Annotated in this window: 23 protein-coding genes, 1 pseudogene and 1 riboswitch; of the genes and pseudogenes, 19 read left to right on the forward strand and 5 right to left on the reverse strand. The window is 71.1% G+C overall.

The genetic code is table 11. The features are described 5' to 3' along the window. Positions 1 to 294: pseudogene (locus MKK54_RS03630) on the reverse strand (sugar transporter); the annotation flags it as partial. Positions 295 to 535: 241 nt separating this feature from the next. Between MKK54_RS03630 and MKK54_RS03635 the strand changes: the two are divergent. From MKK54_RS03635 to MKK54_RS03670, 8 genes are all read left to right on the forward strand, one after another. Further along, positions 536 to 1,837, forward strand: a complete 1,302-nt coding sequence (locus MKK54_RS03635) for an alpha/beta hydrolase (protein WP_244009204.1) — start codon at positions 536 to 538, stop codon at positions 1,835 to 1,837. Positions 1,838 to 2,037: 200 nt separating this feature from the next. Next, a complete protein-coding gene (locus MKK54_RS03640) occupies positions 2,038 to 2,550 on the forward strand; it encodes a gluconokinase (RefSeq protein WP_244009261.1) in 513 nt (170 codons plus the stop codon). Beyond that, positions 2,547 to 3,380: a Cof-type HAD-IIB family hydrolase gene (locus tag MKK54_RS03645; RefSeq protein WP_244009206.1), complete on the forward strand. Its 834-nt coding sequence runs from the start codon at positions 2,547 to 2,549 to the stop codon at positions 3,378 to 3,380. Before MKK54_RS03640 ends, MKK54_RS03645 begins: the two co-directional genes overlap by 4 nt. 215 nt (positions 3,381 to 3,595) lie before the next feature. After that, the gene (locus tag MKK54_RS03650) at positions 3,596 to 4,513 is read left to right on the forward strand and encodes a lytic transglycosylase domain-containing protein (protein WP_244009208.1); all 918 of its coding nucleotides are present in this window, start codon (positions 3,596 to 3,598) and stop codon (positions 4,511 to 4,513) included. Between the two features lie 404 nt (positions 4,514 to 4,917). After that, the gene (locus MKK54_RS03655; protein WP_313898372.1) at positions 4,918 to 5,829 is read left to right on the forward strand and encodes a helix-turn-helix transcriptional regulator; all 912 of its coding nucleotides are present in this window, start codon (positions 4,918 to 4,920) and stop codon (positions 5,827 to 5,829) included. Between the two features lie 261 nt (positions 5,830 to 6,090). Then, complete coding sequence (cysE, locus tag MKK54_RS03660; RefSeq protein ID WP_244009212.1) at positions 6,091 to 6,948, forward strand: serine O-acetyltransferase; 858 nt, start codon at positions 6,091 to 6,093, stop codon at positions 6,946 to 6,948. A 157-nt stretch (positions 6,949 to 7,105) separates the two neighbouring features. Continuing rightward, positions 7,106 to 7,318 carry a DUF3126 family protein gene (locus MKK54_RS03665; protein WP_055950709.1) on the forward strand — a complete coding sequence of 71 codons (213 nt, stop codon included), beginning with the start codon at positions 7,106 to 7,108 and terminating at the stop codon, positions 7,316 to 7,318. Between the two features lie 196 nt (positions 7,319 to 7,514). Then, entirely contained in the window at positions 7,515 to 7,844 is a 330-nt protein-coding gene (locus MKK54_RS03670; RefSeq protein WP_244009213.1) for a DUF6949 family protein, read from the forward strand. A 79-nt stretch (positions 7,845 to 7,923) separates the two neighbouring features. Here the strand turns inward: MKK54_RS03670 and MKK54_RS03675 are convergent, their stop codons facing one another. Both MKK54_RS03675 and MKK54_RS03680 read right to left on the reverse strand, forming a co-directional pair. Then, positions 7,924 to 8,613: a transglutaminase-like cysteine peptidase gene (locus MKK54_RS03675; RefSeq protein ID WP_244009214.1), complete on the reverse strand. Its 690-nt coding sequence runs from the start codon at positions 8,611 to 8,613 to the stop codon at positions 7,924 to 7,926. 174 nt (positions 8,614 to 8,787) lie between these two features. Then, a complete protein-coding gene (locus MKK54_RS03680; RefSeq protein ID WP_244009215.1) occupies positions 8,788 to 9,420 on the reverse strand; it encodes a transglutaminase-like cysteine peptidase in 633 nt (210 codons plus the stop codon). Between the two features lie 371 nt (positions 9,421 to 9,791). Between MKK54_RS03680 and argS the strand changes: the two genes are divergently transcribed. The 6 genes from argS (at position 9,792) to tatC (ending at position 16,217) form a co-directional block, all read left to right on the forward strand. Continuing rightward, a complete protein-coding gene (gene argS, locus MKK54_RS03685; RefSeq protein WP_244009216.1) occupies positions 9,792 to 11,540 on the forward strand; it encodes an arginine--tRNA ligase in 1,749 nt (582 codons plus the stop codon). A 30-nt stretch (positions 11,541 to 11,570) separates the two neighbouring features. Then, entirely contained in the window at positions 11,571 to 12,989 is a 1,419-nt protein-coding gene (locus MKK54_RS03690) for an SPOR domain-containing protein (RefSeq protein WP_244009217.1), read from the forward strand. Between the two features lie 256 nt (positions 12,990 to 13,245). Further along, positions 13,246 to 14,253, forward strand: coding sequence for a beta-N-acetylhexosaminidase (gene nagZ, locus MKK54_RS03695; protein ID WP_244009218.1), 1,008 nt, complete (start codon positions 13,246 to 13,248; stop codon positions 14,251 to 14,253). A 221-nt stretch (positions 14,254 to 14,474) separates the two neighbouring features. Next, positions 14,475 to 14,732, forward strand: a complete 258-nt coding sequence (locus tag MKK54_RS03700) for a twin-arginine translocase TatA/TatE family subunit (protein WP_244009219.1) — start codon at positions 14,475 to 14,477, stop codon at positions 14,730 to 14,732. A gap of 118 nt (positions 14,733 to 14,850) precedes the next feature. After that, positions 14,851 to 15,420 carry a Sec-independent protein translocase protein TatB gene (gene tatB / locus MKK54_RS03705; RefSeq protein WP_244009221.1) on the forward strand — a complete coding sequence of 190 codons (570 nt, stop codon included), beginning with the start codon at positions 14,851 to 14,853 and terminating at the stop codon, positions 15,418 to 15,420. Then, entirely contained in the window at positions 15,417 to 16,217 is an 801-nt protein-coding gene (gene tatC / locus MKK54_RS03710) for a twin-arginine translocase subunit TatC (RefSeq protein ID WP_244009223.1), read from the forward strand. The genes tatB and tatC overlap by 4 nt, the downstream gene beginning before the upstream one ends. Before the next feature lie 16 nt (positions 16,218 to 16,233). Here tatC and MKK54_RS03715 read toward each other — a convergent pair whose 3' ends face one another. Next, entirely contained in the window at positions 16,234 to 16,980 is a 747-nt protein-coding gene (locus tag MKK54_RS03715) for a lysophospholipid acyltransferase family protein (RefSeq protein WP_244009224.1), read from the reverse strand. 166 nt (positions 16,981 to 17,146) lie between these two features. On the opposite strand from MKK54_RS03715, the gene xth reads away from it, so the two are divergent. From xth to MKK54_RS03730, 3 genes are all read left to right on the forward strand, one after another. Next, positions 17,147 to 17,956 (forward strand): exodeoxyribonuclease III, encoded by an 810-nt coding sequence (gene xth / locus MKK54_RS03720; protein WP_244009226.1) that lies wholly within the window; start codon positions 17,147 to 17,149, stop codon positions 17,954 to 17,956. Positions 17,957 to 18,115: 159 nt separating this feature from the next. Continuing rightward, entirely contained in the window at positions 18,116 to 19,363 is a 1,248-nt protein-coding gene (locus MKK54_RS03725; RefSeq protein WP_244009228.1) for a DUF3419 family protein, read from the forward strand. Continuing rightward, positions 19,360 to 20,016, forward strand: a complete 657-nt coding sequence (locus MKK54_RS03730; protein ID WP_244009230.1) for a class I SAM-dependent methyltransferase — start codon at positions 19,360 to 19,362, stop codon at positions 20,014 to 20,016. The genes MKK54_RS03725 and MKK54_RS03730 overlap by 4 nt, the downstream gene beginning before the upstream one ends. A 226-nt stretch (positions 20,017 to 20,242) precedes the next feature. Here the strand turns inward: MKK54_RS03730 and MKK54_RS03735 are convergent, their stop codons facing one another. Further along, a complete protein-coding gene (locus MKK54_RS03735; protein ID WP_244009231.1) occupies positions 20,243 to 21,703 on the reverse strand; it encodes an amino acid permease in 1,461 nt (486 codons plus the stop codon). 115 nt (positions 21,704 to 21,818) lie between these two features. Further along, positions 21,819 to 21,931: riboswitch (SAM-I-IV-variant riboswitch) on the forward strand. A gap of 64 nt (positions 21,932 to 21,995) precedes the next feature. Here MKK54_RS03735 and MKK54_RS03740 point away from each other — a divergent pair. Further along, positions 21,996 to 23,051 carry a low specificity L-threonine aldolase gene (locus MKK54_RS03740; RefSeq protein WP_244009232.1) on the forward strand — a complete coding sequence of 352 codons (1,056 nt, stop codon included), beginning with the start codon at positions 21,996 to 21,998 and terminating at the stop codon, positions 23,049 to 23,051. Between the two features lie 221 nt (positions 23,052 to 23,272). Next, the gene (gene rpsO, locus MKK54_RS03745) at positions 23,273 to 23,542 is read left to right on the forward strand and encodes a 30S ribosomal protein S15 (protein WP_055950756.1); all 270 of its coding nucleotides are present in this window, start codon (positions 23,273 to 23,275) and stop codon (positions 23,540 to 23,542) included. Positions 23,543 to 23,680: the final 138 nt, after the last annotated feature.

Below are 23,680 nucleotides of genomic sequence, written 5' to 3' on the forward strand. Positions count from 1 at the left end.
GGAGCCGGCCTCCCAGACCGAGACGGCCACGAAGTCGCCGACCCCGATGACGGGCTCGAGGGCCTGGCGCTTGTCGCCGAAGGAGGCCAGCAGGCTGTCCAGGGCGCGGCCGCGCAGGGCTTCCACCGTGGCGGCCGACAGGTCGACGATCTCGTAGCGCGCGAAGGTGCCCTCGCTCGTCGAGACGTCGGCCCCGTCGATCACCGCACCGGTCGTCGGACCGGCCGCAGGCAGGAGCGACGTGCAGCCCGACACCGCCAAGGCGGTGCTGAGGGCCAGAGGAAGTGCGCGCATGCAGGGTTGCCTGTCGGTTTCTCTCATTGGCTGCCTAGACCATCGACGTGGCCCTGTCCGTGGCGGTGGGGTCACAGTCCGGCGCGGAGCGGACGGAAACCGGACGTCATCCCCATTACCCACCATTGTCCCGAGCGATCATCAACTTTAAGACCACTTGAACGAAGCAACCCGATATGCGTTCTCGTTGCGCTCGGATCGATCGGCTTCCGAGACCTGATTTTCCGGCGCATCGGACTCCATGACATCGTCGTTTGACTATACTCCGCCCGGCTTGGCGGATGGCGTACCCGGCGCGGTCAAGCGGCGGCACATCTATTACGTGCCGGGTTACGACCCGGAGGGCAGCAGCCGATACCGGATGCTGTTCGTGCGCGAACTGACGCGTTACGCGAAGCGCTTTTCCGAACCCAAACGGAGCATCTCCCGCGCGACGATGAACGCGGACGAGACGGTGCAGAGCTGGCGCGTGGCGGCGCAGCCCGAGACCCAGGGCGCCGAGACCACCTACGACGTCCTCCTCTGGGACGACATCGTCCGGACCGACTTCCGGCGCCTGCGCCTCGTCAGCGTCGCCCTCCTGGTGCTGGGCACGCTCCAGACCATCGCGACGGGCCTGATGGTGCGGTTCTACCGGCTGAACTGGAAGTACGGCAACGTCATCCTCTACCCGCTGGTCATGGTCGTGCTCCTCGCCCTGTGCACGCTCGGCATCGCCGCCTTCGTCCATGCCCATCTCGGAACGGCCTTCGGGCACAGCCTCGGCTGGCCGCTCTGGATCACGCTTCCGGCCGGGCTCGTCATCGGCCTCGCCTGGGTCAAGGCGATGGAGGCGCTCCTCAACCGGATCTTCTTCTGGCAGCTGCTGAACGACTGGGTCTTCAACTGGCAGCATGGACAGGGCCGGCGCCCCGATTACGAGCGCCGCCTCGATGTCTTCGCCGACCACATCCTGGCGCGGCAGGCGGCGTTCGCGGCCAGCGGCGACATCCCCGACGAGATCGTGATCCTCGGCCATTCCTCGGGCGCCCTGACGGCGGTGGAAGTGGTCGCCCGGCTCCTCGCGCGCGATCCGAACCTCGGCGACACCGCCGTCGGAGACCCCGCCCCCGGACGCGGCGCCACCACGTTCGCCCTCGTCACCCTCGGCTCCGGATTGCCGCTGGTGGCGCTGCAACCGCGCGCCGCGCGCCTGCGCGGCGAGATCGCGGCCCTGGTCGCCTCGCGCCGCCTCGTCTGGGTCGATTTCCAGGCGCCGCAGGACTGGATGAACTTTCCCGGCTTCAATCCCGTCGCGCACCTGGCGCTCGACCTGCGAGGCCAACCGCCCGCCAACCCCCTGGTGCGCTCGGCCCGGTTCCGCGAGATCATCAGCGCGGAGACCTACACGAAGGTGCGCTGGCGCCCCTTCCGGATGCACTTCCAGTTCCTCCTCGCCAACGACCAGCGCGGATACTACGACTTCTTCGCGATGACGCTCGGCCCGCAGCGCCTGCGCGAGCGGGTGCTGAACCCCGTCCAACCCGGGTCGACCGCATCCTGAGACCGGGCCGCCAAGCCGCCGCGCGGGCCGAAGCCCACCGGTTCGAAGCCTGCTAAAGACGCGTATCCGGCGCCGTTCCGGCGTCGAGGCTCGCGGATAGGGGAGGCGTGATGTCGTCAGGCGCGAATCCGGGATCGGACGAGGGACCGGCACCGGGCAGCAGGCCGGCACTGGGCCGCCGTCCCGGAATCCTCGTGGTGATGGGGGTGTCCGGGTCCGGCAAGAGCACGGTGGCCGCCTGTCTCGCCGAGCGGCTCGGCTGGACCTTCGTCGACGGCGACAGCTTCCACAGCCCCGAGCACGTCGCCAAGATGCGGGCCGGGCACCCCCTCGACGACGACGACCGCGCGCCGTGGCTCGCCGCGATCGGAGCCTGGATCGACACGCGGCTGCAGCGGCACGAGCCCGGTGTCGTGGTCTGCTCGGCCCTGCGCCGGGCCTATCGCGATGTGCTGGTGCGGAGGCGCGACGCGGTGCGGATCGTCTATCTCGACGGAGACCGCGACCTGATCGAGCGGCGTCTCGCGGAGCGCCGGGGGCACTTCATGCCCGCGACCCTGCTCGATACGCAATTCGCGATCCTGGAGCCGCCGGCCCCGGAGGAGGACGCGGTTTCGGTGCGCATCGATGCCGCGCCGGAGGCCATCGCCGCAACGATCGCGGCCCGGCTGGGATTGGGGGAGGGCGCACAGGAGCCCCGAACCCCCGCATGACCCACGCCGCCCCGACGCCCGAACCGCCCGCCGACATCGCCCTGGTGATCTCGGACGTGGACGGCACCCTGGTCACCTCCGACAAGCGGCTGACGCCGGCGACGGTGGCCGCCGTGCGCCGGTTGGTGGATGCGGGCATCGGTTTCACCATCGCGTCGAGCCGTCCGCCCATCGGCCTGAAGCCCCTGGCGGCGGAACTCGGCCTGACCCTGCCCATGGGCGCCTTCAACGGCAGCACCCTGGTGGCGCCCGACCTGGCGATCCTGTCCGAGGTCCTGATTCCGGCCGAGGCCGCGCGCGCGGCGGTGCGGCTCCTCGCCGAGGCCGGCCTCGACATCTGGGTCTTCGCCGACGGCCAGTGGAACCTGACCGACCCGCACGGGCCCTACACGGATGTCGAGCGCCGGACCCTGCGCACCGAGCCGAACGTGACGACGGATCTCGCGCCCCTCCTGGACCGGGCCGCCAAGATCGTCGGCGTCAGCGCCGATCCGGTCCATCTCGAGACCTGCGAATCCACGGTCGCCGCCGCCCTGGGGCCGCGCGCCGACGTCCACCGCTCGCAGGCCTACTACCTCGACATCACCCCGCCGGGCGCCGGCAAGGCGGGTTTCGTCGATGCCATGAGCCGGCATCTCGGCATCGACCGGTCGCGCATCGCCACCTTCGGCGATGCGGGGAACGACGTGCCGATGTTCGGGCGCAGCGGCTTCTCGGTGGCCATGGGTAATGCCGCGCCGGCGGTTCGGGCGAAGGCGCGGGCCGTCACGGACGGAAACGACGCGGACGGGTTCGCGAAGGGCGTCGCCGAATTCATTTTGCGGCGCTGACGCGACGCCGCTCCGGGTCCCCCGCGCCGTCGCGCGAGACCGTTGGCAACATTGGAGAATCGTGCCCGACACAATCGGGAAACGCGGACCGCACCTGTGCCATGTGCGCCACAGCACGTGGGGAAACGGTCAGGCTTCCCCGCCCGGAGCCGCTTTCCGGCCGCAATTCGACCGGACCTTGACCGTTCAAGAACAAGGACGATCCGGGTCTTCGTATGAACCAGCGCCTCCTGCTCCTCGCATTCATCGCCCTCGCCGTACCCTGCCGGGTTCTCGTGCCGGGCGAGGCGACCGCGCAGGGTTCCGCGGCCCGCGACAACATCGACGCGCTGATCGAGGAGCAGGCCAAGGCCAACGGCGTCCCCTCGAGCTTCGTCCATCAGGTCGTGAAGCGCGAGAGCAACTACAACCCGAACGCCAAGGGCGGCAGCGCCCTCGGCCTGATGCAGATCAAGCATGCCACGGCCCGCGGCCTCGGCTACCAGGGCGATGCGGCCGGACTGTTCGATCCGCGCGTGAACCTGCGCTACGGCATCGCCTATCTCGCGGGTGCCTATCGCGCCGCCAAGGGCGACATCGCCCGGGCCTACGGTTTCTACAATCGCGGCTACTACTACGCCGCCAAGCGTCTCGGCATCGAGACCAACGTCCCCGACGACGTCGAGACCCCGAAATCCGGCGAGGCCTTCGGCAGCGTCTTCGCACGGGCCGGCGGCCCGGCCGTCGCCGCCGCCAACACCGCGCTCGCCTACGCGCCGAGCCCCGCCGCGAACGGCGTTCCGACGGAACTGGTAGAGGTCCCGCTGCCGCCGCGCCGGCCGTCCTCCCTGGCAGGCCTCGGCAGCATCGAGGTCGCGGCCGCCACACCGGGCCCGATGCCCGCGCAGAATGCGGCGCCCGGCATCGCGGCCACCCCCTCGATCAGCCCGACCCCCGGCATCGTCCCGGCGGTGGCCCCGGCCGCCACCGAGGTCGACGCCGTCTTCAGCGCGTCGATCGAGGTGCCGCTGCCGCCGCGCCGTCCTTCCGCCCTGGCCCTGGCCCTGGCGGCCGTCGGGCGGCCAATCGTCGCGAAGAAGACCACGACTCCCGGCACCGTTCTCGAAGCCTCGGCCCTGCCGCCGGCCCAATAGGCATCGGACCTCGGGAGCCGCGCGGGAAGAGCGCGAGGCGTCGTCCATCGGGCGATTCCGTGCGCCTCGCGCCGACGATTCCAGGGCCGGTCGACGCGGTTTTGCGCGGGCCTCCCGGTGAAATGCTCATTTTTTCCACCGCTTCGTGGGACCCGGACGGCTTGCGCCGAGACGCGGCGCGTCTCACATGGTGCAATGCAAAGCGACACGATGTGGTCCGTTTCGACGGGGCGTCGCAGTCTTAGATGAGAAGTTGTATTCCAACAGCGACCGGTTCGGAAGTTGTTTTCCAAGGCGGGTCGCACACCCGTCTCGGTAAAATACTTCCAGGCCCGGAGTCATTCCTGTCCTGGACGCCGACCGTTGTGTAGTACCCTGCGCACGAGCACACGCTCCGGGCGCCTATCGAGGAAGCGAACGACGGCATGGCCGGCGCGGTAGAACAAGAATCGACCTTCCTGGCTGATCTCGGCCGGCGGGTTCGTCACGCCCGAACTGTGCGCGGCCTTTCCCGCAAGCTCCTCTCGCAGACGTCCGGCCTGTCGGAGCGCTACATCGCGCAGCTCGAAAGCGGGCAGGGCAACGTCTCGATCATCCTGCTGCGCCGGGTGGCCAACGCCATGGGCGTGCGCCTCGACGACATGATCGCCGGACACGACACGATGCCGGACTGGCACGTGATCCGGGACCTGCTGGCGAACGCCTCCCCCGAGCAGGTCGCCCTCGCCAAGGGTATCCTGTCCGGGCAATCCGCGGTCGATGGCGGGACGCCTCAGCCGCGGGTCGCGGTGATCGGCCTGCGCGGCGCCGGCAAGTCGACCCTCGGACGCCGGGTCGCCGATCGCCTCGGCTGGACCTTCGTCGAACTCAACGCCGAGATCGAGCGGGAGAACGCACTCTCGGTGAAGGAGATCTTCGCGATCTACGGTCAGGAAGGCTATCGCCGGCTGGAACAGGCGGCCCTGCGCCGCCTCACCGAGCATCCCGGCCCCCTGGTGCTCGCCACCAGCGGCGGCATCGTGGCCGAGCCCCTGACCTACGACCTGCTGCTGCAGGCCTTCTTCACCATCTGGCTGCGGGCCCGCCCCGAGGAGCACATGCAGCGCGTGCGCGACCAGGGCGACCTCGCCACCACCGGCGACCACCCCTCGGCGATGCAGGAATTGCGGGCCGTGCTCGCCAGCCGCGAGCCGCTCTATGCCCGCGCCTCGTCGGTGGTCGACACCTCGGACATTCCCGTCGACGCCATGGTCGATCGCCTCGCCGACGCGATCGAGGCCCGCTTCGGTGAGCTCGACCACCGGCGCAGCGCCTGACCGGCGCCGGCGGGTCCGCCGGCCCTCGGTCCACCCTTGATCCGCCGCGGCGCGAACCCCACGCTAGGAGATCCGGCGGGCGATCGTTCCGGCCTGCCGGGATCCCGAAATCGAGGCGAAACATCTCCGAAGCGCCGTGCGTTGCAGGGGTTCCTTCGTTAAGTTTCCGCCCCGATGTTTCGTCGCGGTCGCGAAATCGCTATCGGATGCGGCGCCCCCCGCCGAGACCAGCGAGACGAGCCCGGCCCAGAGGAGGACCCGATGTCCGCCAGCCCATCCCCGATCCCCCTCAAGGGCACCGAGCCGGTCGCGACCTGCGATCCGATCTGGGCGCGCCTGCGGGCCGAGGCCGAGGCGATCGTGCGCGAGGAGCCGCAGCTCGCGTCCTTCATCGTGGCGACGATCCTCAATCACACCACCCTCGAGGGCGCCGTGGCGCACCGGGTCGCGGCACGGCTCGGGCACGCCTCGCTGCCGGCCGAACTCATCGCCCACGGCTTCTTCGAGGCGATCGGCGCCGAGCCGAGTCTCGGCCAGGATTTCCGGGCCGACATCGCGGCGGTGCTCGACCGCGACCCGGCCACCAGCCGGGCGATCGAGCCGGTGCTGTACTTCAAGGGCTTCCACGCCATCCAGGCGCATCGCCTCGCGCATTGGTACTGGGCGGAAGGCCGGCGCGACCTCGCGCTCTACCTCCAGAGCCGATCCTCGGAGGTGTTCCAGACCGACATCCACCCGCAGGCCCGGATCGGGCGCGGCATCTTCCTCGACCACGCCACCGGGCTCGTGGTCGGCTCCACGGCGGTGGTCGAGGACGACGTCTCGATCCTGCACGCCGTGACCCTCGGCGGCACGGGCAAGCAGGGCAGCGACCGCCATCCGAAGATCCGGCACGGCGTGATGATCGGCGCCGGCGCCAAGATCCTGGGCAACATCGAGGTGGGGGCCTGCGCGCGCATCGCCGCCGGCTCGGTGGTGCTGCGCCCCGTTCCGGCCAACACCACGGTGGTGGGCGTGCCGGCGCGCGTGGTGGGCACCGCCGGCTGCGCCGAGCCCGCGCGCGCCATGGACCAGCTCGTCGGCATGGACCAGTTCATCCATATCGCCGAGGGCATCTGACGGCATCGCCCGCCCGCGCCGGCTCCGGCTTGCCGATCCTCCGAGGGCGTGGCAAGCGGGTGCCAGCCCGGCCGATGGCCGCGCCCGGCAGGCCCAGGCCGCCGCGCGCCGCCCGACCCTCCGGACACCCTCAATCCCAACGCGAGAGGCGACCAGCGTGAACAAGACAGACATCGTGAAGGTGCAGGACTACCTCCGCCGGACCTTCGCCAACACCAACATCCGCCTCGTGCCCCGCCCCAAGAAGGACGATTCGGCCGAGGTCTATATCGGCGAGGAATTCCTCGGCGTGGTCTCGGTGGACGACGAGGACGGCGACCGCTCCTTCAACTTCGCCATGGCGATCCTCGACATCGACCTCGAGGATTGAGAGACAGGTCGGGATCGAGGCGCAAATCTTGATCGAGGCTCGAGTCCTGATCGAGGCGCGGTGTTGCGGTGGGCGCTCGTCCACCGCACGGACCTGTGCGCGGATTTAACCCTGACGGCAGGAAAGCCTTAACGTTTCGTAAACGACGCGGCAGAGTGCAGGCCACATCGCCTCTCGATGGTGGAGCGTTCGCGTCATGACCCTCAGCCCCTCGGCCCTCGACTCCCTCCAGACCCTCTGCGTCGGCCTCGCCCTGTCGGGCCTCCTGGCCAGCGCGTTCGAGCTGTTCACCACGCGCCGCGCCAGCTTCAGCCTGCTCGAGCGCGGCGGCGTCACCGCCGTGGCGGCCCTGCCCATGCTGGCCTTCGGCGCGCCCTTCATCATCCTGCGCAACACCGTGCGGGGCCGCCGCCTGGAGCGCCGCCCGATCCCGTTCGTGATGATCGCCACGATGATCGCCTGCGGCTGGAGCCTGATGTCGGGCCGCGTCGCCCTCGACCTCGCGCACCTGATCGCGGGCGTCTGAAGACCGGATCGGACGAGGCCGCCTCGAGCGAGATCGGCCCGCGCGACGGCGGGCCGTCCCCCGAACCTCGATCGGACCGTCAGCGGTTGGCGGTGGCCACCGGCGAGGCCCCGCCGTCGAGGGTGACCCAGGCGAGGCCGTCCTGCCCCTCGCGCTTGATGAAGGTGTAGCCCGTGCGCGGGCCGGACAGGACGGCATTGGTCTTGTTGTCGAGGATGAGGTCGCCCCGGTCGGTGCGGACCATCAGGACCGCGTGGCCCTCGCCGATCTCGTCGATCACCACCGTCATGCGCAGGGCCCGGCGCGGCAGGCCGCGCTCCACCAGCATCCGGCGCTTGAGGAGCTGGTAATCCTCGCAATCGCCGAAGCCGTCGTCGGGATAGTCCCACCGGTCCACCACGCCCCAATGGGCGAGGTCGGTGATCGGCTTGATCCGGGCGTTCACCCGGCGGTTCACCCGGCTGATCAGGTCGCGGATGCGCGGCGTCAGGGTGATGACGGCCGGCTCCTTCGTGTCCACCGCGCATTCGGCCGGCATCCGCGCGCAGAAGGCGGTCCAGGCGGCGACCGGACGGGCGGGCGGGCCTTCCTCGAGCTTCGGCGCATCGGGCAGGGCCGCGACGGTCTGGGCCTCGGTGGTCGCGCCGCCGAGCAGCAGGATCGAGCCCACCAGCGAGAGCTGCATCGTGCGGCCGAGCCGTCGCCAGAGGGTGTCGTGTCCCCAGAGGGACGGGAGCCCATCAACGCTTCGCAGAATCGCGTGCCGCATGCCGGTCGCCCTGCCGTCTCTCGTGAGAGGACGAAGGTTGCACGGGAGCGGACGAGGCTCAATCGGAAAGTTAAACCCTCGTTAACCCGGGAGGAGGGGATAAGGTTCCCCGCGGCAGCATGATGTTTTTGTGTCACGCACCGTGCCGCGGGCAGCCCGCACCGGGCGCCGAACCTAGCGGTTGGCGGTCATCGTCGGCGAGGTGACGCCGCCAAGCGAGACCCATGCCACCGTGTCGGCCGATTCCCGCTTGATGAAGACGTAGCCGGTCCGGTGCCAGGCCAGGACCTCGTTCACCTTGTTGTCGAGGATGAAGTCGCCGCGATCCGTGACCAGGGTCAGCACGGCATGGCCCTCGCCCTTCTCGTCGATGACCACGGTCATCCGCATCGCCCGGCGCGGCAACCCGGCCTCGGCCAGGAGCTTGCGCTTGAGGAGCTGGTAATCCTCGCAATCGCCGGCGCCGTCCTCGGCGAGGTCCCAGCGGTCCGGCACGCCCCAATGCTCCTGGTCGGTGATCGGAGCCAGGGACTTGTTCACGCGGCGGTTCACCGCCGCGATGGTGGCCCAGATGGCGGGGGTGAGGGTGATGCGAGGGGGTTCGTTGCGGTCGATGGCGCATTCGGAGGCATAGCGCTGGCAGAAGGCGGCCCAGGCCGCGAGGGGCTTGGCCTCGTTCAGGGGCTGCGCCGAGGGGGAGACGACCGGCAGCGCTGCCAGGGTCTGGGCCCCGCTCGCGGATGCGCTCGCGGTCACCGCGGCCAGGGCCGCGAGAAGTGCCAGCGCGATCGTCTTCGTCCTGCCCATGGCGGCGTCCCCAGGTCCAACGCCGTCACCGTGCCGCGCGGGGGCCTGTCCCGCGCTGAAGTCGATCCGTACAATTTTAGCGAATCGGCCCTCCGAGCCGGCCCTCCCGCATCACGCCGAACGCGTCGTCACGGCGATTCCGAAAAACTCCGCGATCGCCCCAAGCCATCGGTAACCCTGCTTCTCAAGGAACGCTTCAGGAGGCGGGCCGGCGAGGCTCACCGTGACTCGCGCGGGCGCCCTTGCTATGCCCCGCCCTCAAGCAGGCGGGCCAAGCGGCCTTGCGGGAGACGTCACCGGGCGGGCGATCGCCCCCCACGGGACGCAGCCCCCGCGCCGGACAGGCCCCTGAAGCGGATTCGTAGCGTGCCATGAACATCTTCGTCACCTTCGAGGCCCGCGTCCGCGCGGCCGTGCAGGGCCTCATCCAGTCCGGGCAGCTGCCCGAGGGGCTCGACCTCGCCCGCGTGGTGGTGGAGCCGCCGCGCGATCCGAGCCACGGGGATCTGGCCACCAATGCCGCCCTGGTGCTGGCCAAGGAGGCCAGGACCAACCCGAAGGCGCTGGGCGAGACCCTGGCGGCCGCTCTGCGGAACGACCCGGACGTGCGCGAGGCGAGCGTCGCCGGACCGGGCTTCATCAATCTGCGGCTGGCGCCGGGCATGTTCCTCGACGTGGTGCGGGCCGCGCTCGAGCAGGGCGAGGCCTTCGGGCGGGGCGCCATGCCGGGGGGCCGGGTCAACATCGAGTACGTCTCGGCCAACCCGACCGGTCCGATGCATGTGGGCCATGGCCGCGGCGCGGTGTTCGGCGACGCGCTGGCCAACCTGCTGGTCGCCGCCGGGCGCGACGTGACGCGCGAATACTACATCAACGACGCGGGCGCGCAGGTGGACGTGCTCGCCCGCTCCGCCTTCCTGCGCTACCGCGAGGCCCTGGGCGAGCCCGTCGGCCCGGTGCCGGAGGGGCTCTATCCGGGCGACTACCTCGTCCCGGTGGGCGCCAAGCTCGCCGAGACGCATGGCCGCGCGCTCCTCGACCAACCGGAAGCCGAATGGCTGCCCACGGTGCGGGCCTTCGCCATCGACGCGATGATGGACCTGATCCGGGCGGATCTGGCGCGCCTCGGCATCCACCACGACGTGTTCTTCTCGGAAGCAACCCTGAAGGACATCGTTCCGGCCCTCCTCGCCGAGCTTCGCGAGAAAGGCCTCGTCTACGAGGGGCGCCTGCCACCGCCCAAGGGCCAGTTGCCCGAGGATTGGGAGGACCGCGAGCAGACCCTGTTCCGCACCGTCGAGTTCGGCGACGACGTCGACCGGCCGCTGCTGAAATCGGACGGCACGTTCACCTACTTCGCCTCCGACATCGCCTATCACCGGGACAAGATCGCGCGCGGGGCGACCGACCTCATCGACGTGCTCGGCGCCGACCATGGCGGCTACGTCAAGCGCATGCAGGCGGCGGTGAAGGCGGTGAGCGACGGGCAAGCCACCCTCGACGTGAAGCTGTGCCAGCTGGTGCGGCTGTTGCGCGCGGGCGAGCCCGTGAAGATGTCGAAGCGCGCGGGCGAGTTCATCACGCTCCGCGAGGTCGTGGACGAGGTCGGGCGCGACCCGGTGCGCTTCATGATGCTCTACCGGAAGAACGACGCCACCCTGGATTTCGACCTCGCCAAGGTGGTCGAGCAGTCGAAGGAGAACCCGGTCTTCTACGTGCAATACGCCCATGCGCGCTGCGTCTCGGTCTTCCGCCAGGCCGCGCAGGCGATGCCGGGCGCGGATTTTTCGCGGGCCGCCCTGCTGCGCGAGGCCGATCTCGGGCTGCTGACCGATCCGGGCGAAATCGAGATCATGCGCCTGATCGCGCAGTATCCCCGCGTCATCGAGGCGGCGGCGACCGCGCATGAACCGCACCGGGTGGCTTTCTATCTCTACGAACTCGCCAGCGCGCTCCATGGTTTGTGGAACAAGGGCAAAGACTTGCCTCAATTACGGTTTATTAATCCTGACGACCGAAACTCCACACGGGCTCGATTGGCCCTCGTTGAGGCTTTGCGAGGCGTCGTCGCCTCCGGCCTCGCGGTGTTGGGCGTCACCGCGCCGGACGAAATGCGGTGAGGTGATCTCGGCGTGAAGAGGAATGCTGCCATGACGACGAACGCTTCGCGAGCGACGGTCGATTTCGACGCCTTCGCGCGGGATCTGCAGCAGCCCCAGCCCTCGCCGAAGGCCCAGCCACAGGCGAAGGCCGATCCGCTGGCCGAACTCGCCCGCATCGTCGGGCAGGACGATCCCTTCCGGGCCCTCCTCCAGGCCCGCGATGCCCGCGCCGACGCCGTCTCCCAGCGCGCGCGCGTCGAGCCGAGCTTCGGGGAGGCACCGGCGCAGCCGGCGCAAGCCTATGCCCCGCCGCCGCAGGCTGGCTCCCCGACCGACGCCTTCGACCAGTACCTCGCCTCCGTGGATCACGGCGCCTACCATGACGGGCAGGGGCCGTATCCGGATGCGAACGCGGCCGAGTTCGCGCCGAACGATGCCGACGCCCGGGTCCGCCCCCTCGAGCGGCCGCGCCAGCGCAACCGTCTCGTCTCGGTCGGCGCCGGCCTCGGCGTGCTCGCCCTGTGCGTGACCGGCGCGCTCGCCTGGCGCGGCCTGCACGGCAGCCATGGCGGCGGCAACGGCGTGCCGACCATCCTGGCCGACACCGCACCCCTGAAGATCGCGCCGCAGAAAGCCGACGGCGTCGAGATTCCGGACCAGAACAAACAGATCTACGACCGCACCGCCAAGGACGGCCAGATCCGCATCGTCAATCGCGAGGAGCAGCCCCTCGACGTCGCCCAGGCCGCCCGCGCGGCCCTGGGGTCGGGGGAGGGCAGCGCCACCCCGGGCAGTGCCGCGCCGACGGCCCAGGTCCAACCGTCACAAGGCCAGCCGTCGCAGGGCGGACTCGCGGATTCCCTCGGCGAGCCGCGCCGGGTCCGTACCGTCTCGGTGAAGCCCGACACCCCGCCCCCGCCGCCCCAGCGCGAGGCCTCGGCCGAAACGACCGCGACGCCGCCATCGGTGATCCCGACCATGACCCTCCCGGGCGCCACCAATGACGGTGCCGCGGTCGGCTCCCTGCGCCAGCGCGCCACCCGGCTTCCGCCGCCGGCGATCACCACGCCGGTGGCCGAGGCGCCCGCCGCGACGCCGACCGAGCCCGCCCCCGCCCCGGCCCCGCGCGTGAAGGCGCCGCAGCGCGTCGCCGCCGTCGCGCCGGAAGCGACCTCCGCCATCGCCAGCCCGGCCCCCGCCGTGACGGCCGCGCCCGTCTCGGGCGGTGGCGGCTACGTCGTCCAGCTCGGCGTCCGCACCAGCGAGGGCGAGGCCCAGGCCGCCTTCCGCCAGATGCAGGGCAAGTACAGCCAGCTCTCCGGCCAGCCCACCCTGATCCGTCAGGCCGAGGTCAACGGCAAGACGATCTATCGCGTCCGCGTCGGACCGCTGGGCAAGACCGAGGCCTCGAACCTCTGCACCCAGTTGCAGGGCGCGGGCGGCCAGTGCTTCGTGGCCAAGAACTGATTTTTCGACGCGCTGATTTTTCGGCCCCGCCGTTCGAGGGCGGACCGCGTTCCGTGACGTGACCCGGTCCGGGCGCGGGAGGGCAGCCGCTCCCTGTGGCCGGAAGGTCACGCGTCCGATCTCGCGTCCGCCTCCGCCCGTCGGACCATGGTCCGGCCCCATGCGGCAGCGATTCACGACACCGCGATTCGCCATGATTCCGGGCCGGCTCCCGCGAGCCGGCCCCCCGGTCCACTTCCGAGGACGCGTCCCCGCCATGACCTCCCGTGCCCTGATCCTCGGTTGCGCCGGCAAGACCCTCTCGCCGCAGGAGGCCGCCTTCTTCCGCGACGTGGCGCCCTGGGGCTTCATCCTCTTCAAGCGCAACATCGGCACGCCCGACGAGGTCCGGGCGCTCACGGATGCGCTGCGGGCCACCGTGGGGCGGGCCGACGCGCCGATCCTGATCGACCAGGAGGGCGGCCGGGTGCAGCGCATGGGTCCGCCGCATTGGCCGGCCTACCCGGCGGGACGGCGTTTCGGCGGCCTCAACGGCTCGGCCGCCACCATCGCGCGCCTCGGCGCGCGACTGATGGCCCATGATCTCACCAGCGTCGGCATCAACGTCGATTGCGCCCCCGTCCTCGACGTGCCCGTGGCGGGCGCCCACGACGTGATCGGGGACCGGGCCTACGACACGGCGCCGGAGCGCGTGGCCGAGATCGGCCGGGCGGTGGCCGAAGGGCTGATGCAGGGCGGCGTCCTGCCGGTGATGAAGCACATTCCCGGGCATGGCCGCGCCGGATGCGACAGCCACAAGGGTCTGCCCGTGGTGGAGGCGAGCCTCGAATCCCTGAGCGCGCAGGATTTCGTGCCCTTCCGGGCGCTCGCCGACCTGCCCATGGCCATGAGCGCCCACGTGGTCCTCACCGCCCTGGACCCAGCCCACCCGGCGACGCAATCGGCCATCGTGATCCGCGACGTCATCCGGGGGGCCATCGGTTTCGACGGCCTCCTGATGACCGACGACCTCTCGATGCACGCCCTCCAGGGCGACTTCCGTACCCGCACCGAGGCGTGCTTCACCGCCGGGATCGATGTCGGCCTGCATTGTAACGGCGACCGGGACGAGATGTCCGGCGTCGCCGAGGGCGCGCCGCTCCTCGTCGGCGATGCCCTGCGCCGGGCCGAGGCCGCCCTGGCGCGCCTGCCCGCCAGCACCGAGGCGTTCGACGTGCGCGAGGCCCGTGCCCGCTTCGCAGCCGCCCTGTCGCTGGCCGCCTGATCCAGACGCACCGTGACGCGGCTCGATCGCGAGACATCGGCGCCGCGCCGGTCTATGACCCGGCGCCGGGCCGCGAACTTGCATGCCCGCGCTGCGGCGATCGGAACGCGCGGGGAATTACCCGCACTTCTTGTGCTCGGTGTGCCCGATCCTTAGGTTCGCCCCTGATCGACACACGAGACGGCGCAGCAGGGTTCGGGTTGCAGCGCGGGAGGTTTGCCATGGGCAGCATGAGTATCTGGCACTGGATCATCGTCGCCGGCATCGTGATGCTGCTGTTCGGACGCGGCAAGGTCTCGGACCTGATGGGCGACGTCGCCAAGGGCATCAAGGCCTTCAAGAAGGGCATGGCCGAGGACGAGACGCCGGCCGCCACCGCCGTGCCGCCGCCGAGCACCGGCGAACCCGTGCGCACGCTGCCGCACCAGGGCGAGCCGGCCACCGCCAACACGGTTGCGGCCGACCGCAAGGTGGTCTGACGCGCGCAACGCGAAATGGGGCGCTGCGGCCGGTCACGGGTCTGGCGGAATCCGCCGCGACCTGCGATGGGCAGCGCGCCGCTGATGGACAGCGCACGGCCGCGGGACAGTCGACACCATGTTTGACATGAGTTGGGGCGAGGTGATGCTGATCGGCGGCGTCGCCCTCATCGTCATCGGCCCGAAGGATCTGCCCAAGGCCCTGCGCACGGTGGGCCAGATCACCGGCAAGATGCGCCGCATGGCCGGCGAATTTCAGTCCCAGTTCAACGAGGCGATCCGCGAGGCCGAGTTCGACGAGATCCGCCGCGAGGTGGACGGCGTCAAGAAATCGGCCGGCACGATGGGACCGGTGTTCAACCCGGTCCAGACCATCCGCGACGAGCTGAAGGGCGCGGTCGACGGCCGGGCCGAAACGAAGACCACCCCGTCGCCGACGCAGGGGCTCGCCAACGTCGCCGACCAGCTGGCGGATCGCGAGAACACGATCGCGGCGCCCGCGCCGCATCCGCCGGCCCCCTCCGTGGAATCGCTGCCGGACCTGCCCCCGCGGCCCGCGCCGGACGCGCCCGCGACCCATACCTGGAGCGCCGACCCGCTCACCCCTCCGAGTTCCACCACGCCCGGTCCCGTCGCGCCGCCCCGTCCCGAGACGCCCGCCAAACCCGAGCTTGATTCCGGCCGATGAGCAACGAGACCGACGACGCCGAGATCGAAGCCTCGCGGGCCCCGCTCCTCGACCATCTCATCGAATTGCGCGCGCGGCTGATCAAGTCGCTGGCCGCCTTCGTGGTGATGTTCTTCGCGTGCTTCTTCTTCTCGCGGCACATCTACAACCTGCTGGTCTACCCCTACGTCTCCGTGGTGGGCGTCGAGAACGCCAAGCTGATCGCGACCCACTTCCTCGAGCAGGTGTTCACCAACATCAAGCTCAGCGTGTTCGGCGCCGGCTTCCTGGCGTTCCCGGTCATCGCGACGCAGATCTACGCCTTCGTGGCGCCGGGCCTGTACCGCAACGAGCGCCAGGCCTTCCTGCCCTACCTCGTGGCGACGCCGGTGTTCTTCGTCCTCGGCGCGCTGGTGGTGTTCTTCCTGGCGATGCCGCTGCTGATCCAGTTCTCGGTCTCGCTGCAACAGATCGGCCAGCCGGGGGAGGCGACGATCGCGCTCCTGCCGAAGGTGGACGAGTATCTCTCGCTCATCATGACGCTGATCTTCGCCTTCGGCATCGCCTTCCAGCTGCCCGTGATCCTGACATTGCTCGGGCAGATCGGCGTCATCGACACCGCGTTCCTGCGCGAGAAGCGCCGCTACGCCATCGTGCTCGTCTTCGTGGCCGCCGCCGTGCTGACGCCGCCGGACGTGATCTCGCAGCTCTCCCTCGCGATTCCGATGCTCCTGCTCTACGAGGCCTCGATCTTCTCGGTGGCCCGTGTCGAGCGCCGCCGCGCGGCCCAGCGCAAGGCCGAGGGACTGGAGCCGTAGGGCCGCGGGCCCCCTATCACCCCTGGGCGTTCAGGGCCGTCTCCGGGGCGCCCGGCGGGCGCCAGCGGTCGAGCTCGGCGTCGATCGCCCCTTGCGTGCCGCGCATGAACTCGGGTCCGCTCAGGCCCGGAGGCAGCGGCGCGAGGTAGCTCACCGTCACGGCGCCCGGCCGGTGACGGGCGCCGCCATGCGGCCAGTAGAGGCCGGAATTGACCGCCACGGGGAGTACGCTCAACCCCAGCTTGGCGTAGAGCAGCTCGACGCCGCGCTTGAACTGCACGGGCTCCGCGATGCCGCCGCGCGTGCCCTCGGGGAACATCAGCACCGAGCGGCCGTCCGCGATGGCCGCGCGGCTCTCGTCGATCATCACCCGCAGGGCCTGTGTGCCGTTGGCCCGGTCGATGATGATCATCGGCGACCGGCGCAGGAACCAGCCGACGATGGGAATCGCCACGAGCTCGCGCTTGGCCACGATGGCGACGTTGGGCACCAGCACGAGGAAGGCCAGGGTCTCCCAGGCCGATTGGTGGTTGGCGACGATGAGGCAGGGCTCGGACGGAATCCGGGCGCGGCCCTCCTCGACGTAGGTCAGCCCGACGATGCGCGCGAGGCCGAACAGGATGCCCCGCGACCACAGGCGCGTGAAGGCGCGGATCGGCCGCGCCGGCGCGCCGAGGGCGGCCAGCACCGCCAGCGGCAGGATGAACAGGGCGGTCCAGCCGGCCCAGTAGGCGTTGAAGAGCGCGGAGCGGATGCGCGACACGTGACGGTCCCTCGATCTCGCCCGAGGCCGGATCCGACACGGATCGCGAATCGCGGGCGCGGCATTTCCCCGGCGACGGCGGCGGCGATCCGGTCTATGCCGGCCCGCCGCGCCGACGCGCGCACGATCCTTTAAACGTTTTCCAGCCTCACGCGAGCCGAACGCCGTGCGCCTCACCGTCACCACCTGGAACATCAACTCGGTGCGCCTGCGCATCGACTCGGTCCTGCGCTTCCTCGCCGAGGCGCGGCCCGACGTGCTCTGCCTGCAGGAGACGAAGTGCCCGGACGACGCGTTTCCGCTGAAGGCCCTGCGCGGGTCCGGCTACGAGCACGTCGTGTTCGCGGGCCAGAAGGGCTATAACGGCGTCGCGATCCTCTCGCGCTTCCCCCTCGTGACCCGCGAGGTGATGGCCTTCTGCGAGCGCCAGGACGCGCGCCACATCTCGGCGGTGCTGGGACCGGAGGCCGGCAAGGCCGCCGGCATCGCGCTGCACGACTTCTACGTACCGGCCGGCGGCGACGTGCCCGACCGCGCCCTCAACCCGAAATTCGGCCACAAGCTCGACTTCCTCGCCGATCTGCGCGCCTGGGGCGGGCGCCGGGCCGGCGGCCCGGCGATCCTGGTGGGCGACCTCAACGTGGCGCCGCTCGAGCACGACGTCTGGTCGCACAAGCAGCTCCTCGACGTGGTGAGCCACACCCCCGTCGAGACGCAAGCGCTCGAGACCCTGCGGGGCGAGGCCGGCTGGGTCGACGCGGCCCGCCTGCTCGTGCCGGAGCCGGAGAAGATCTACACGTGGTGGAGCTACCGCTCGCCCGACTGGGCCGCCGCCAACAAGGGCCGCCGCCTCGACCACGCCTGGGTCTCGCCCGACCTCGCCGGCACGGTCCGGGACGTCGCCGTGGCCCGCCACGCGCGCGGCTGGGAGCGCCCCTCCGACCACGCGCCGGTGACGCTGACCCTGGACCTCTGACGCGGGCCCCGGGCACGGCGCGATCGGCGACACAGGACGGCGCCCGGCTCTCCCGAGGGCATCCGCCGCGATGGCTCACGCCGCTCCTGTCACCCGCCGGTCATGCGAAGCGCGTAGGGGCGGCGTCCATCGTCGTCGGTGGACAGCCCGAGAGCCCGCATGAATCCAGCAGCCCGGGCGGTCCGCCGCGAAACCAGCCTCGGCCTGACCCGGGCGGTGCATCGGAGCCGCGCGCTCTCCCGCGCCGGCGTGTCGGAGCGCCTGTTCACCCTGGCGTTCAGCGGGCTGGTCTACCCGCAGATCTGGGAGGACCCGGAGGTCGACATGGAGGCCCTGGCGCTCGGGCCGGAGGACCACGTGGTCGCCATCGCGTCGGGCAGCTGCAACGTCCTGTCCTACCTCACGGCCGATCCGGCGCGGATCAGCGCCGTCGACCTCAACGGCGCGCACATCGCCCTCGGGCGCCTGAAACTCGCGGCCCTCGCCCGGCTCCCGGACCACGCGGCCTACCTGCGCTTCTTCGGGCGGGCCGATACGCCGGCCAACGTGACGGCCTACGACGCGGCCATCGCGCCCCATCTCGACGCCGCCTCGCGGGCCTATTGGGAGGCACGCCGCCTCGACGGGCGCCGGCGCATCGCGGCCTTCTCCGAGAACATCTTCCGGCACGGCCTGCTCGGGCGCTTCATCGGCACCGGGCATCGGCTGGCGCGTCTCTACGGCTGCGACCTCTCCGCCGTGCTCGGGGCCCGCGACCGGGCGGAGCAGCGCAGCCTGTTCACCGCGCACGTGGCGCCCCTGTTCGAGAAGGCCCTGGTGCGCTGGCTGATCCGCCGCCCGGCCTCCCTCTACGGCCTGGGCATCCCGCCCGCGCAATACACGGCGCTCGCCCGGGACCGTCCCGGCGGGATGGTCGACGTTCTGCGCCATCGGCTGGAGCGCCTCGCCTGCGACTTCGACATCGGCGACAACTACTTCGCCTGGCAGGCCTTCGGCCGGGGCTACGCGCCGGGGCCCGACGCCGCCCTGCCGCCCTACCTGCAGGCCCGGCACTTCGAGCGCCTGCGGGAGCGGGCCGGGCGGGTGGGCTACCGCCAGCAATCGATGACCGCGTTCCTGGTCGCTAGCCCGGATGCCAGCGCGGACGCCTACGTGCTCCTCGACGCGCAGGACTGGATGAGCGACGCGGACCTGACCGCCCTGTGGACGCAGATCACCCGCACCGCGCGGCCGGGCGCTCGCGTCATCTTCCGCACGGCGGCCGACGAGCGCTGCCTGCCCGGCCGCGTGCCGGAGGCGATCCTCGGCGCCTGGGACTACGCCGAGGCCGAGAGCCGCGCCGCCGTCGCCCGCGACCGCTCGGCGATCTACGGCGGCTTCCACCTCTATCGCCTGCGGGCCGCATGAGCGCGTCCGTCGAGCGCGAGGCCGCGCACGCGATGGACCGGATGTACCGGCGCCAGCGCCACCTCTACGACGCCAGCCGCAAGTTCTATCTCCTCGGCCGCGACCGGGTGATCGCGGATCTCGACGTGCCGGCCGGCGGCAGCGTGCTGGAGATCGGCTGCGGCACGGGCCGCAACCTCGTCCACATCGCCCGGCTCTATCCGGGGACGGCCTGCCACGGGCTCGACGTCTCGGCCGCGATGCTCGACACCGCCGCCCGCGGCGTGGCCCGCGCCGGCCTCGCCGGGCGCATCCGCCTCGCGCAAGGGGACGCCACGGCCTTCGAACCGCGCGCCCTGTTCGGGCAGGCGGCCTTCGACCGGATCGTGATCTCCTACGCCCTGTCGATGATCCCGCCCTGGGAGCGGGTGCTGGCCGAGGCCGTCGCGCATCTCGCACCGGGCGGGCGCCTCCACGTGGTGGATTTCGGCGGACAGGCGGGCCTGCCCCGGCCGGTCCGCGCGCTCCTCAACCGCTGGCTCGCGGCCTTCGCGGTGACGCCGCGCCGGACCCTGCCGGAGGTGGTGGCCGGGGTGGCCTCTGCGGCGGGTGCCGAGGCCCGGGTGCGCCAGCTCCATGCGGGCTACGCGGTGCATGCGCGGATCGCGCGCTGAACCGCAGCGGTTTTGGGCCACAGACCGGTCGATTGATTCCGGAACGCACGGACGGGCCGCCGCATTGGCTCTCCGACGCGGCAGCCTCGGCGAGCCGCCATTCCGAACCGGAGATCCTCCTTCATGCGCAAGCTGCTCATCGCCTTCCTGCTGCCCAAGCTCGTGTCCTACCTGCGCCGCCGCTATTCCGGCCGCCCGAGCCCGCGCCACTCCGCCTGAACCGCATTCAGGGCATCGGGGCCTCGACCGGTCCCGGTGCGCCTGCCCGGCAAGACCGCGCGGCCCGGCGGCCGTAGCCGAAATAGATCGCCAGCCCGAGGGCGAGCCAGGCGCCGAGGCGCAGCCAGGTGTCGCCGGGCAGGCCCAGCATCAGGCCGAGACAGGACAGGATGCCGAGGATCGGGACCACGGGCATGCCGGGCACCCGGAAGGGACGCGGTCGCGCCGGATCGGTCCGGCGCAGCACCAGTACGGCGATGCAGATCACCACGAAGGCGAAGAGCGTTCCGATGCTCACCAGTTCCCCGAGGAGGTCGATCGGCACCAGGGCGGCGGCGAGGGCCGTGACGGCGCCGATCGCGATCTGGCTCGTCGCGGGGGTGTGGAAGCGCGGATGCACCCGCGCGAAGGCCGGCGGCAGCAGCCCGTCGCGCGCCATGGCGTAGAAGATCCGGGCCTGCCCGTAGAGGGCGGCGAGCGCCGAGGTGGTCAGGCCGAGGATCGCCCCCAGCTTGATCGCCACCGCGAAGGCGCCGAGCCCGATCACCTCCACCGCCTTGGCGATGGGGTCGGGCACGTCCAGCGCGCGGTAGGGCACGAGGCCGGTGAGCACGGCCGCCACCGCCACGTAGAGCAGGGTGCTGATCGCGAGCGAGCCGAGGAGACCGATCGGCGCGTCCCGCTGGGGCCGCCGCGTTTCCCCCGCCGCCGCCGAGACCGTCTCGAAGCCGATGAAGGCGAAGAACACCACGCCGGCCCCGCGCAGGACCCCGCTCCAGCCGTATTCCCCGAAGGTGCCGGTGTTCTCCGGCACCAGAGGCGACCACAGCCCGGTCTCCACATGGGCGGCGCCGATGCCCACGAAGCTCACGATGATCGCGACCTTGATCGCCACCATCGCGGCGTTGAGGCGGGTGGATTCGCGATTGCCGCGCACGAGGAGCAGGGTCAGCAGGGCGACGATGGCCGCCGCCGGCAGGTCGAACCACGCGGTGCCGCCGCCGGGCAGGGCTGTGAAGGGTGCCGCCGTGAGCACCGGGGGCAGGCGCAGCCCGGCATGGGCCAGCAGCGAGCGCACGTAGCCCGACCAGCCCACCGCCACCGTGGCGGCGCTCATGGCGTATTCGAGGACGAGGTCCCAGCCGATGATCCAGGCGCAGAGCTCGCCCAGCGTCGCGTAGGCGTAGGTGTAGGTGCTGCCGGGGGCCGGCACCATGGCGGCGAGTTCGGCGTAGCAGAGGGCCACGAAGGCGCAGGCAATGCCGCCGAGCACGAAGGACAGGGTCAGGCCCGGGCCGGCATAGTTCGCCGCCGCCGTTCCGGTGAGCACGAAGATGCCCGCCCCGATCGTGGCCCCCACGCCGAGCGCCACGAGATCGAAGGCCGAGAGGGAGCGGGGCAGCTGCGCCGCCTCGCCGCTCGCCACGATGTCGGCGAGGGATTTGCGCGCGATGAGGCTGCGGACCATCGTCGACCTGTCCATTCTGCGGTGGCGGATGGCAGCAAGCCTCGCGCCAGAACGCGTCGTCCCCGCGCGGCGACCCGTCCGTGTTGTCAGGCTCCGACCCCTCTGGTAGGAAACTTCCCAGCATCAAGAGTCGGGGCGAACCCTGACGCCAACCTGCTCTCCCGGGCAAGGTGGCACCCTCCGGTCACCGGTGGGGATGTGGCCGGACCGGCAACCAAACGGGCTTCGCCATATCTCGATTTCGGCCGGTCGCCGCGCTCCGATGCGCACCTGAGCCAGACGAGGGCGAACCATGCCTCCCGAGCCCCAGCAATTCGCGAGTGACAACTACGCCGGCATCTGCCCTGAGGCCTGGGCCGCGATGGCGGCGGCCAACCAGGGCTCGGTGCCGGCCTACGGCGAGGACCCCTGGACCAAGCGGGCGGCGGACGCGTTCCGGACCCTGTTCGAGACGGACGCGGCGGAGGTGTTCTTCGCCTTCAACGGCACGGCCGCCAACGCGCTGGCGCTGGCCTCCCTCTGCCAATCCTACCACAGCGTGATCTGCTCGGCCTCGGCCCACGTGGAGACCGACGAGTGCGGCGCGCCGGAATTCTTCTCCAACGGCTCGAAGCTCCTCGTGGTGGCGAGCCCGGACGGGAAGCTCACCCCGGCCCTGATCCGGACCGTGGCCACCGGCCGCTCGGACATCCACTTCCCCAAGCCCCGCGTGGTGACGATCACCCAGCCCACCGAGACCGGCCAGCTCTACGGCCTCGCGGAGATCCGGGCGATCGCCGAGACCTGCCGGGACCTGGGCCTGCGCCTCCACATGGACGGGGCGCGCTTCGCCAACGCCTGCGCCAGCCTCGGCTGCGCCCCGGCCGAGATGACCTGGAAGGCGGGCGTCGACCTCCTCTGCTTCGGCGGCACCAAGAACGGCATGGCGGCGGGCGAGGCGATCCTGTTCTTCGACCCCGCGCTCGCGGAGGATTTCGGCTATCGCTGCAAGCAGGCGGGGCAGCTCGCCTCGAAGATGCGCTTCCTCTCCGCACCCTGGGTGGGCGTGCTGGAGGAGGGCGCCTGGCTGCGCCACGCGTCCCACGCCAATGCCTGCGCGCGGCGCCTCGCGGCGGCGGTCGCGGGCTCGAACGCCTTCCGCCTGATGTTCCCGGTGGAAGCCAACGCGGTGTTCCTGCGCGCCGCGCCCGAGCACCTCGACGCGCTCCGCGCGCGGGGCTGGCGCTTCTACACCTTCATCGGCGGGGGCGCGCGCTTCATGTTCGCTTGGGACTCGGACCCGGCGCGGATCGAGGCGCTGGCGCGCGACATCCGCGCGGTCGGGGCCTCCGGAAGCGCCGCGGCTTAGAAAACCGGCGCCCCGCGGGCGCGACATCCCGAGGGCTGGCATCCCAGCAGCTTTCGTGTATGGTCCGCGCCGCTCCGACCCGTGCGAACGGGGCCGGGGCACGAGCTGCTTGTGGGCCCGACCGTGCTGGACGACATCCCGGCACCGGCCACCCTCCGAGCATGGCGCGGTCCTCGTGACGAGGCCGCCCGATCCCAGACCCCGTACCGAAAGGCACTGCGATGTCGATCACGGCAGAGCGCAAGACCGCGCTCATCAAGGAATACGCGACCGGCGGCAAGGACACCGGTTCTCCGGAGGTCCAGGTGGCGATCCTCACCGAGCGGATCACCAACCTCACCGGCCACTTCAAGACCCACGGCAAGGACAACCATTCCCGTCGCGGCCTCCTGAAGATGGTCTCGCAGCGCCGCTCGCTGCTCGACTACGTCAAGCGCAAGGACGAGGCCCGCTACCGCAGCCTCATCGAGCGTCTCGGCATCCGCCGCTAGGACCGGCTCTCTCCCACGCGGTTCCGGGCCCGGCCCGGGACCGCGTTTTGACAGTTCGGGCCGCCGGAATGGGTCCGGCCCCGAAAAGACCCGGGCGACTTGAAGGCGGATGCGTCGGGGACAGGATCGCGGGGAGCG

The sequence above is a fragment of the Methylobacterium sp. J-068 genome (assembly GCF_022829445.1).
Lineage (GTDB): Bacteria > Pseudomonadota > Alphaproteobacteria > Rhizobiales > Beijerinckiaceae > Methylobacterium.

Excerpts from the sequence above, each read along its gene's own strand:
- MKK54_RS03670 (WP_244009213.1), top strand. The coding sequence starts at position 7,515 with ATGACCCTCAGCCCCTCGGCCCTCGACTCCCTCCAGACCCTCTGCGTC.
- MKK54_RS03650 (WP_244009208.1), top strand. The coding sequence starts at position 3,596 with ATGAACCAGCGCCTCCTGCTCCTCGCATTCATCGCCCTCGCCGTACCC.
- MKK54_RS03645 (WP_244009206.1), top strand. The coding sequence starts at position 2,547 with ATGACCCACGCCGCCCCGACGCCCGAACCGCCCGCCGACATCGCCCTG.
- MKK54_RS03690 (WP_244009217.1), top strand. The coding sequence starts at position 11,571 with ATGACGACGAACGCTTCGCGAGCGACGGTCGATTTCGACGCCTTCGCG.
- MKK54_RS03635 (WP_244009204.1), top strand. The coding sequence starts at position 536 with ATGACATCGTCGTTTGACTATACTCCGCCCGGCTTGGCGGATGGCGTA.
- nagZ (WP_244009218.1), top strand. The coding sequence starts at position 13,246 with ATGACCTCCCGTGCCCTGATCCTCGGTTGCGCCGGCAAGACCCTCTCG.
- MKK54_RS03725 (WP_244009228.1), top strand. The coding sequence starts at position 18,116 with ATGAATCCAGCAGCCCGGGCGGTCCGCCGCGAAACCAGCCTCGGCCTG.
- MKK54_RS03640 (WP_244009261.1), top strand. The coding sequence starts at position 2,038 with ATGGGGGTGTCCGGGTCCGGCAAGAGCACGGTGGCCGCCTGTCTCGCC.
- cysE (WP_244009212.1), top strand. The coding sequence starts at position 6,091 with ATGTCCGCCAGCCCATCCCCGATCCCCCTCAAGGGCACCGAGCCGGTC.
- argS (WP_244009216.1), top strand. The coding sequence starts at position 9,792 with ATGAACATCTTCGTCACCTTCGAGGCCCGCGTCCGCGCGGCCGTGCAG.
- MKK54_RS03740 (WP_244009232.1), top strand. The coding sequence starts at position 21,996 with ATGCCTCCCGAGCCCCAGCAATTCGCGAGTGACAACTACGCCGGCATC.
- rpsO (WP_055950756.1), top strand. The coding sequence starts at position 23,273 with ATGTCGATCACGGCAGAGCGCAAGACCGCGCTCATCAAGGAATACGCG.
- tatB (WP_244009221.1), top strand. The coding sequence starts at position 14,851 with ATGTTTGACATGAGTTGGGGCGAGGTGATGCTGATCGGCGGCGTCGCC.
- MKK54_RS03675 (WP_244009214.1), bottom strand. The coding sequence starts at position 8,613 with ATGCGGCACGCGATTCTGCGAAGCGTTGATGGGCTCCCGTCCCTCTGG.
- MKK54_RS03730 (WP_244009230.1), top strand. The coding sequence starts at position 19,360 with ATGAGCGCGTCCGTCGAGCGCGAGGCCGCGCACGCGATGGACCGGATG.
- MKK54_RS03735 (WP_244009231.1), bottom strand. The coding sequence starts at position 21,703 with ATGGTCCGCAGCCTCATCGCGCGCAAATCCCTCGCCGACATCGTGGCG.
- MKK54_RS03680 (WP_244009215.1), bottom strand. The coding sequence starts at position 9,420 with ATGGGCAGGACGAAGACGATCGCGCTGGCACTTCTCGCGGCCCTGGCC.
- MKK54_RS03700 (WP_244009219.1), top strand. The coding sequence starts at position 14,475 with ATGGGCAGCATGAGTATCTGGCACTGGATCATCGTCGCCGGCATCGTG.
- tatC (WP_244009223.1), top strand. The coding sequence starts at position 15,417 with ATGAGCAACGAGACCGACGACGCCGAGATCGAAGCCTCGCGGGCCCCG.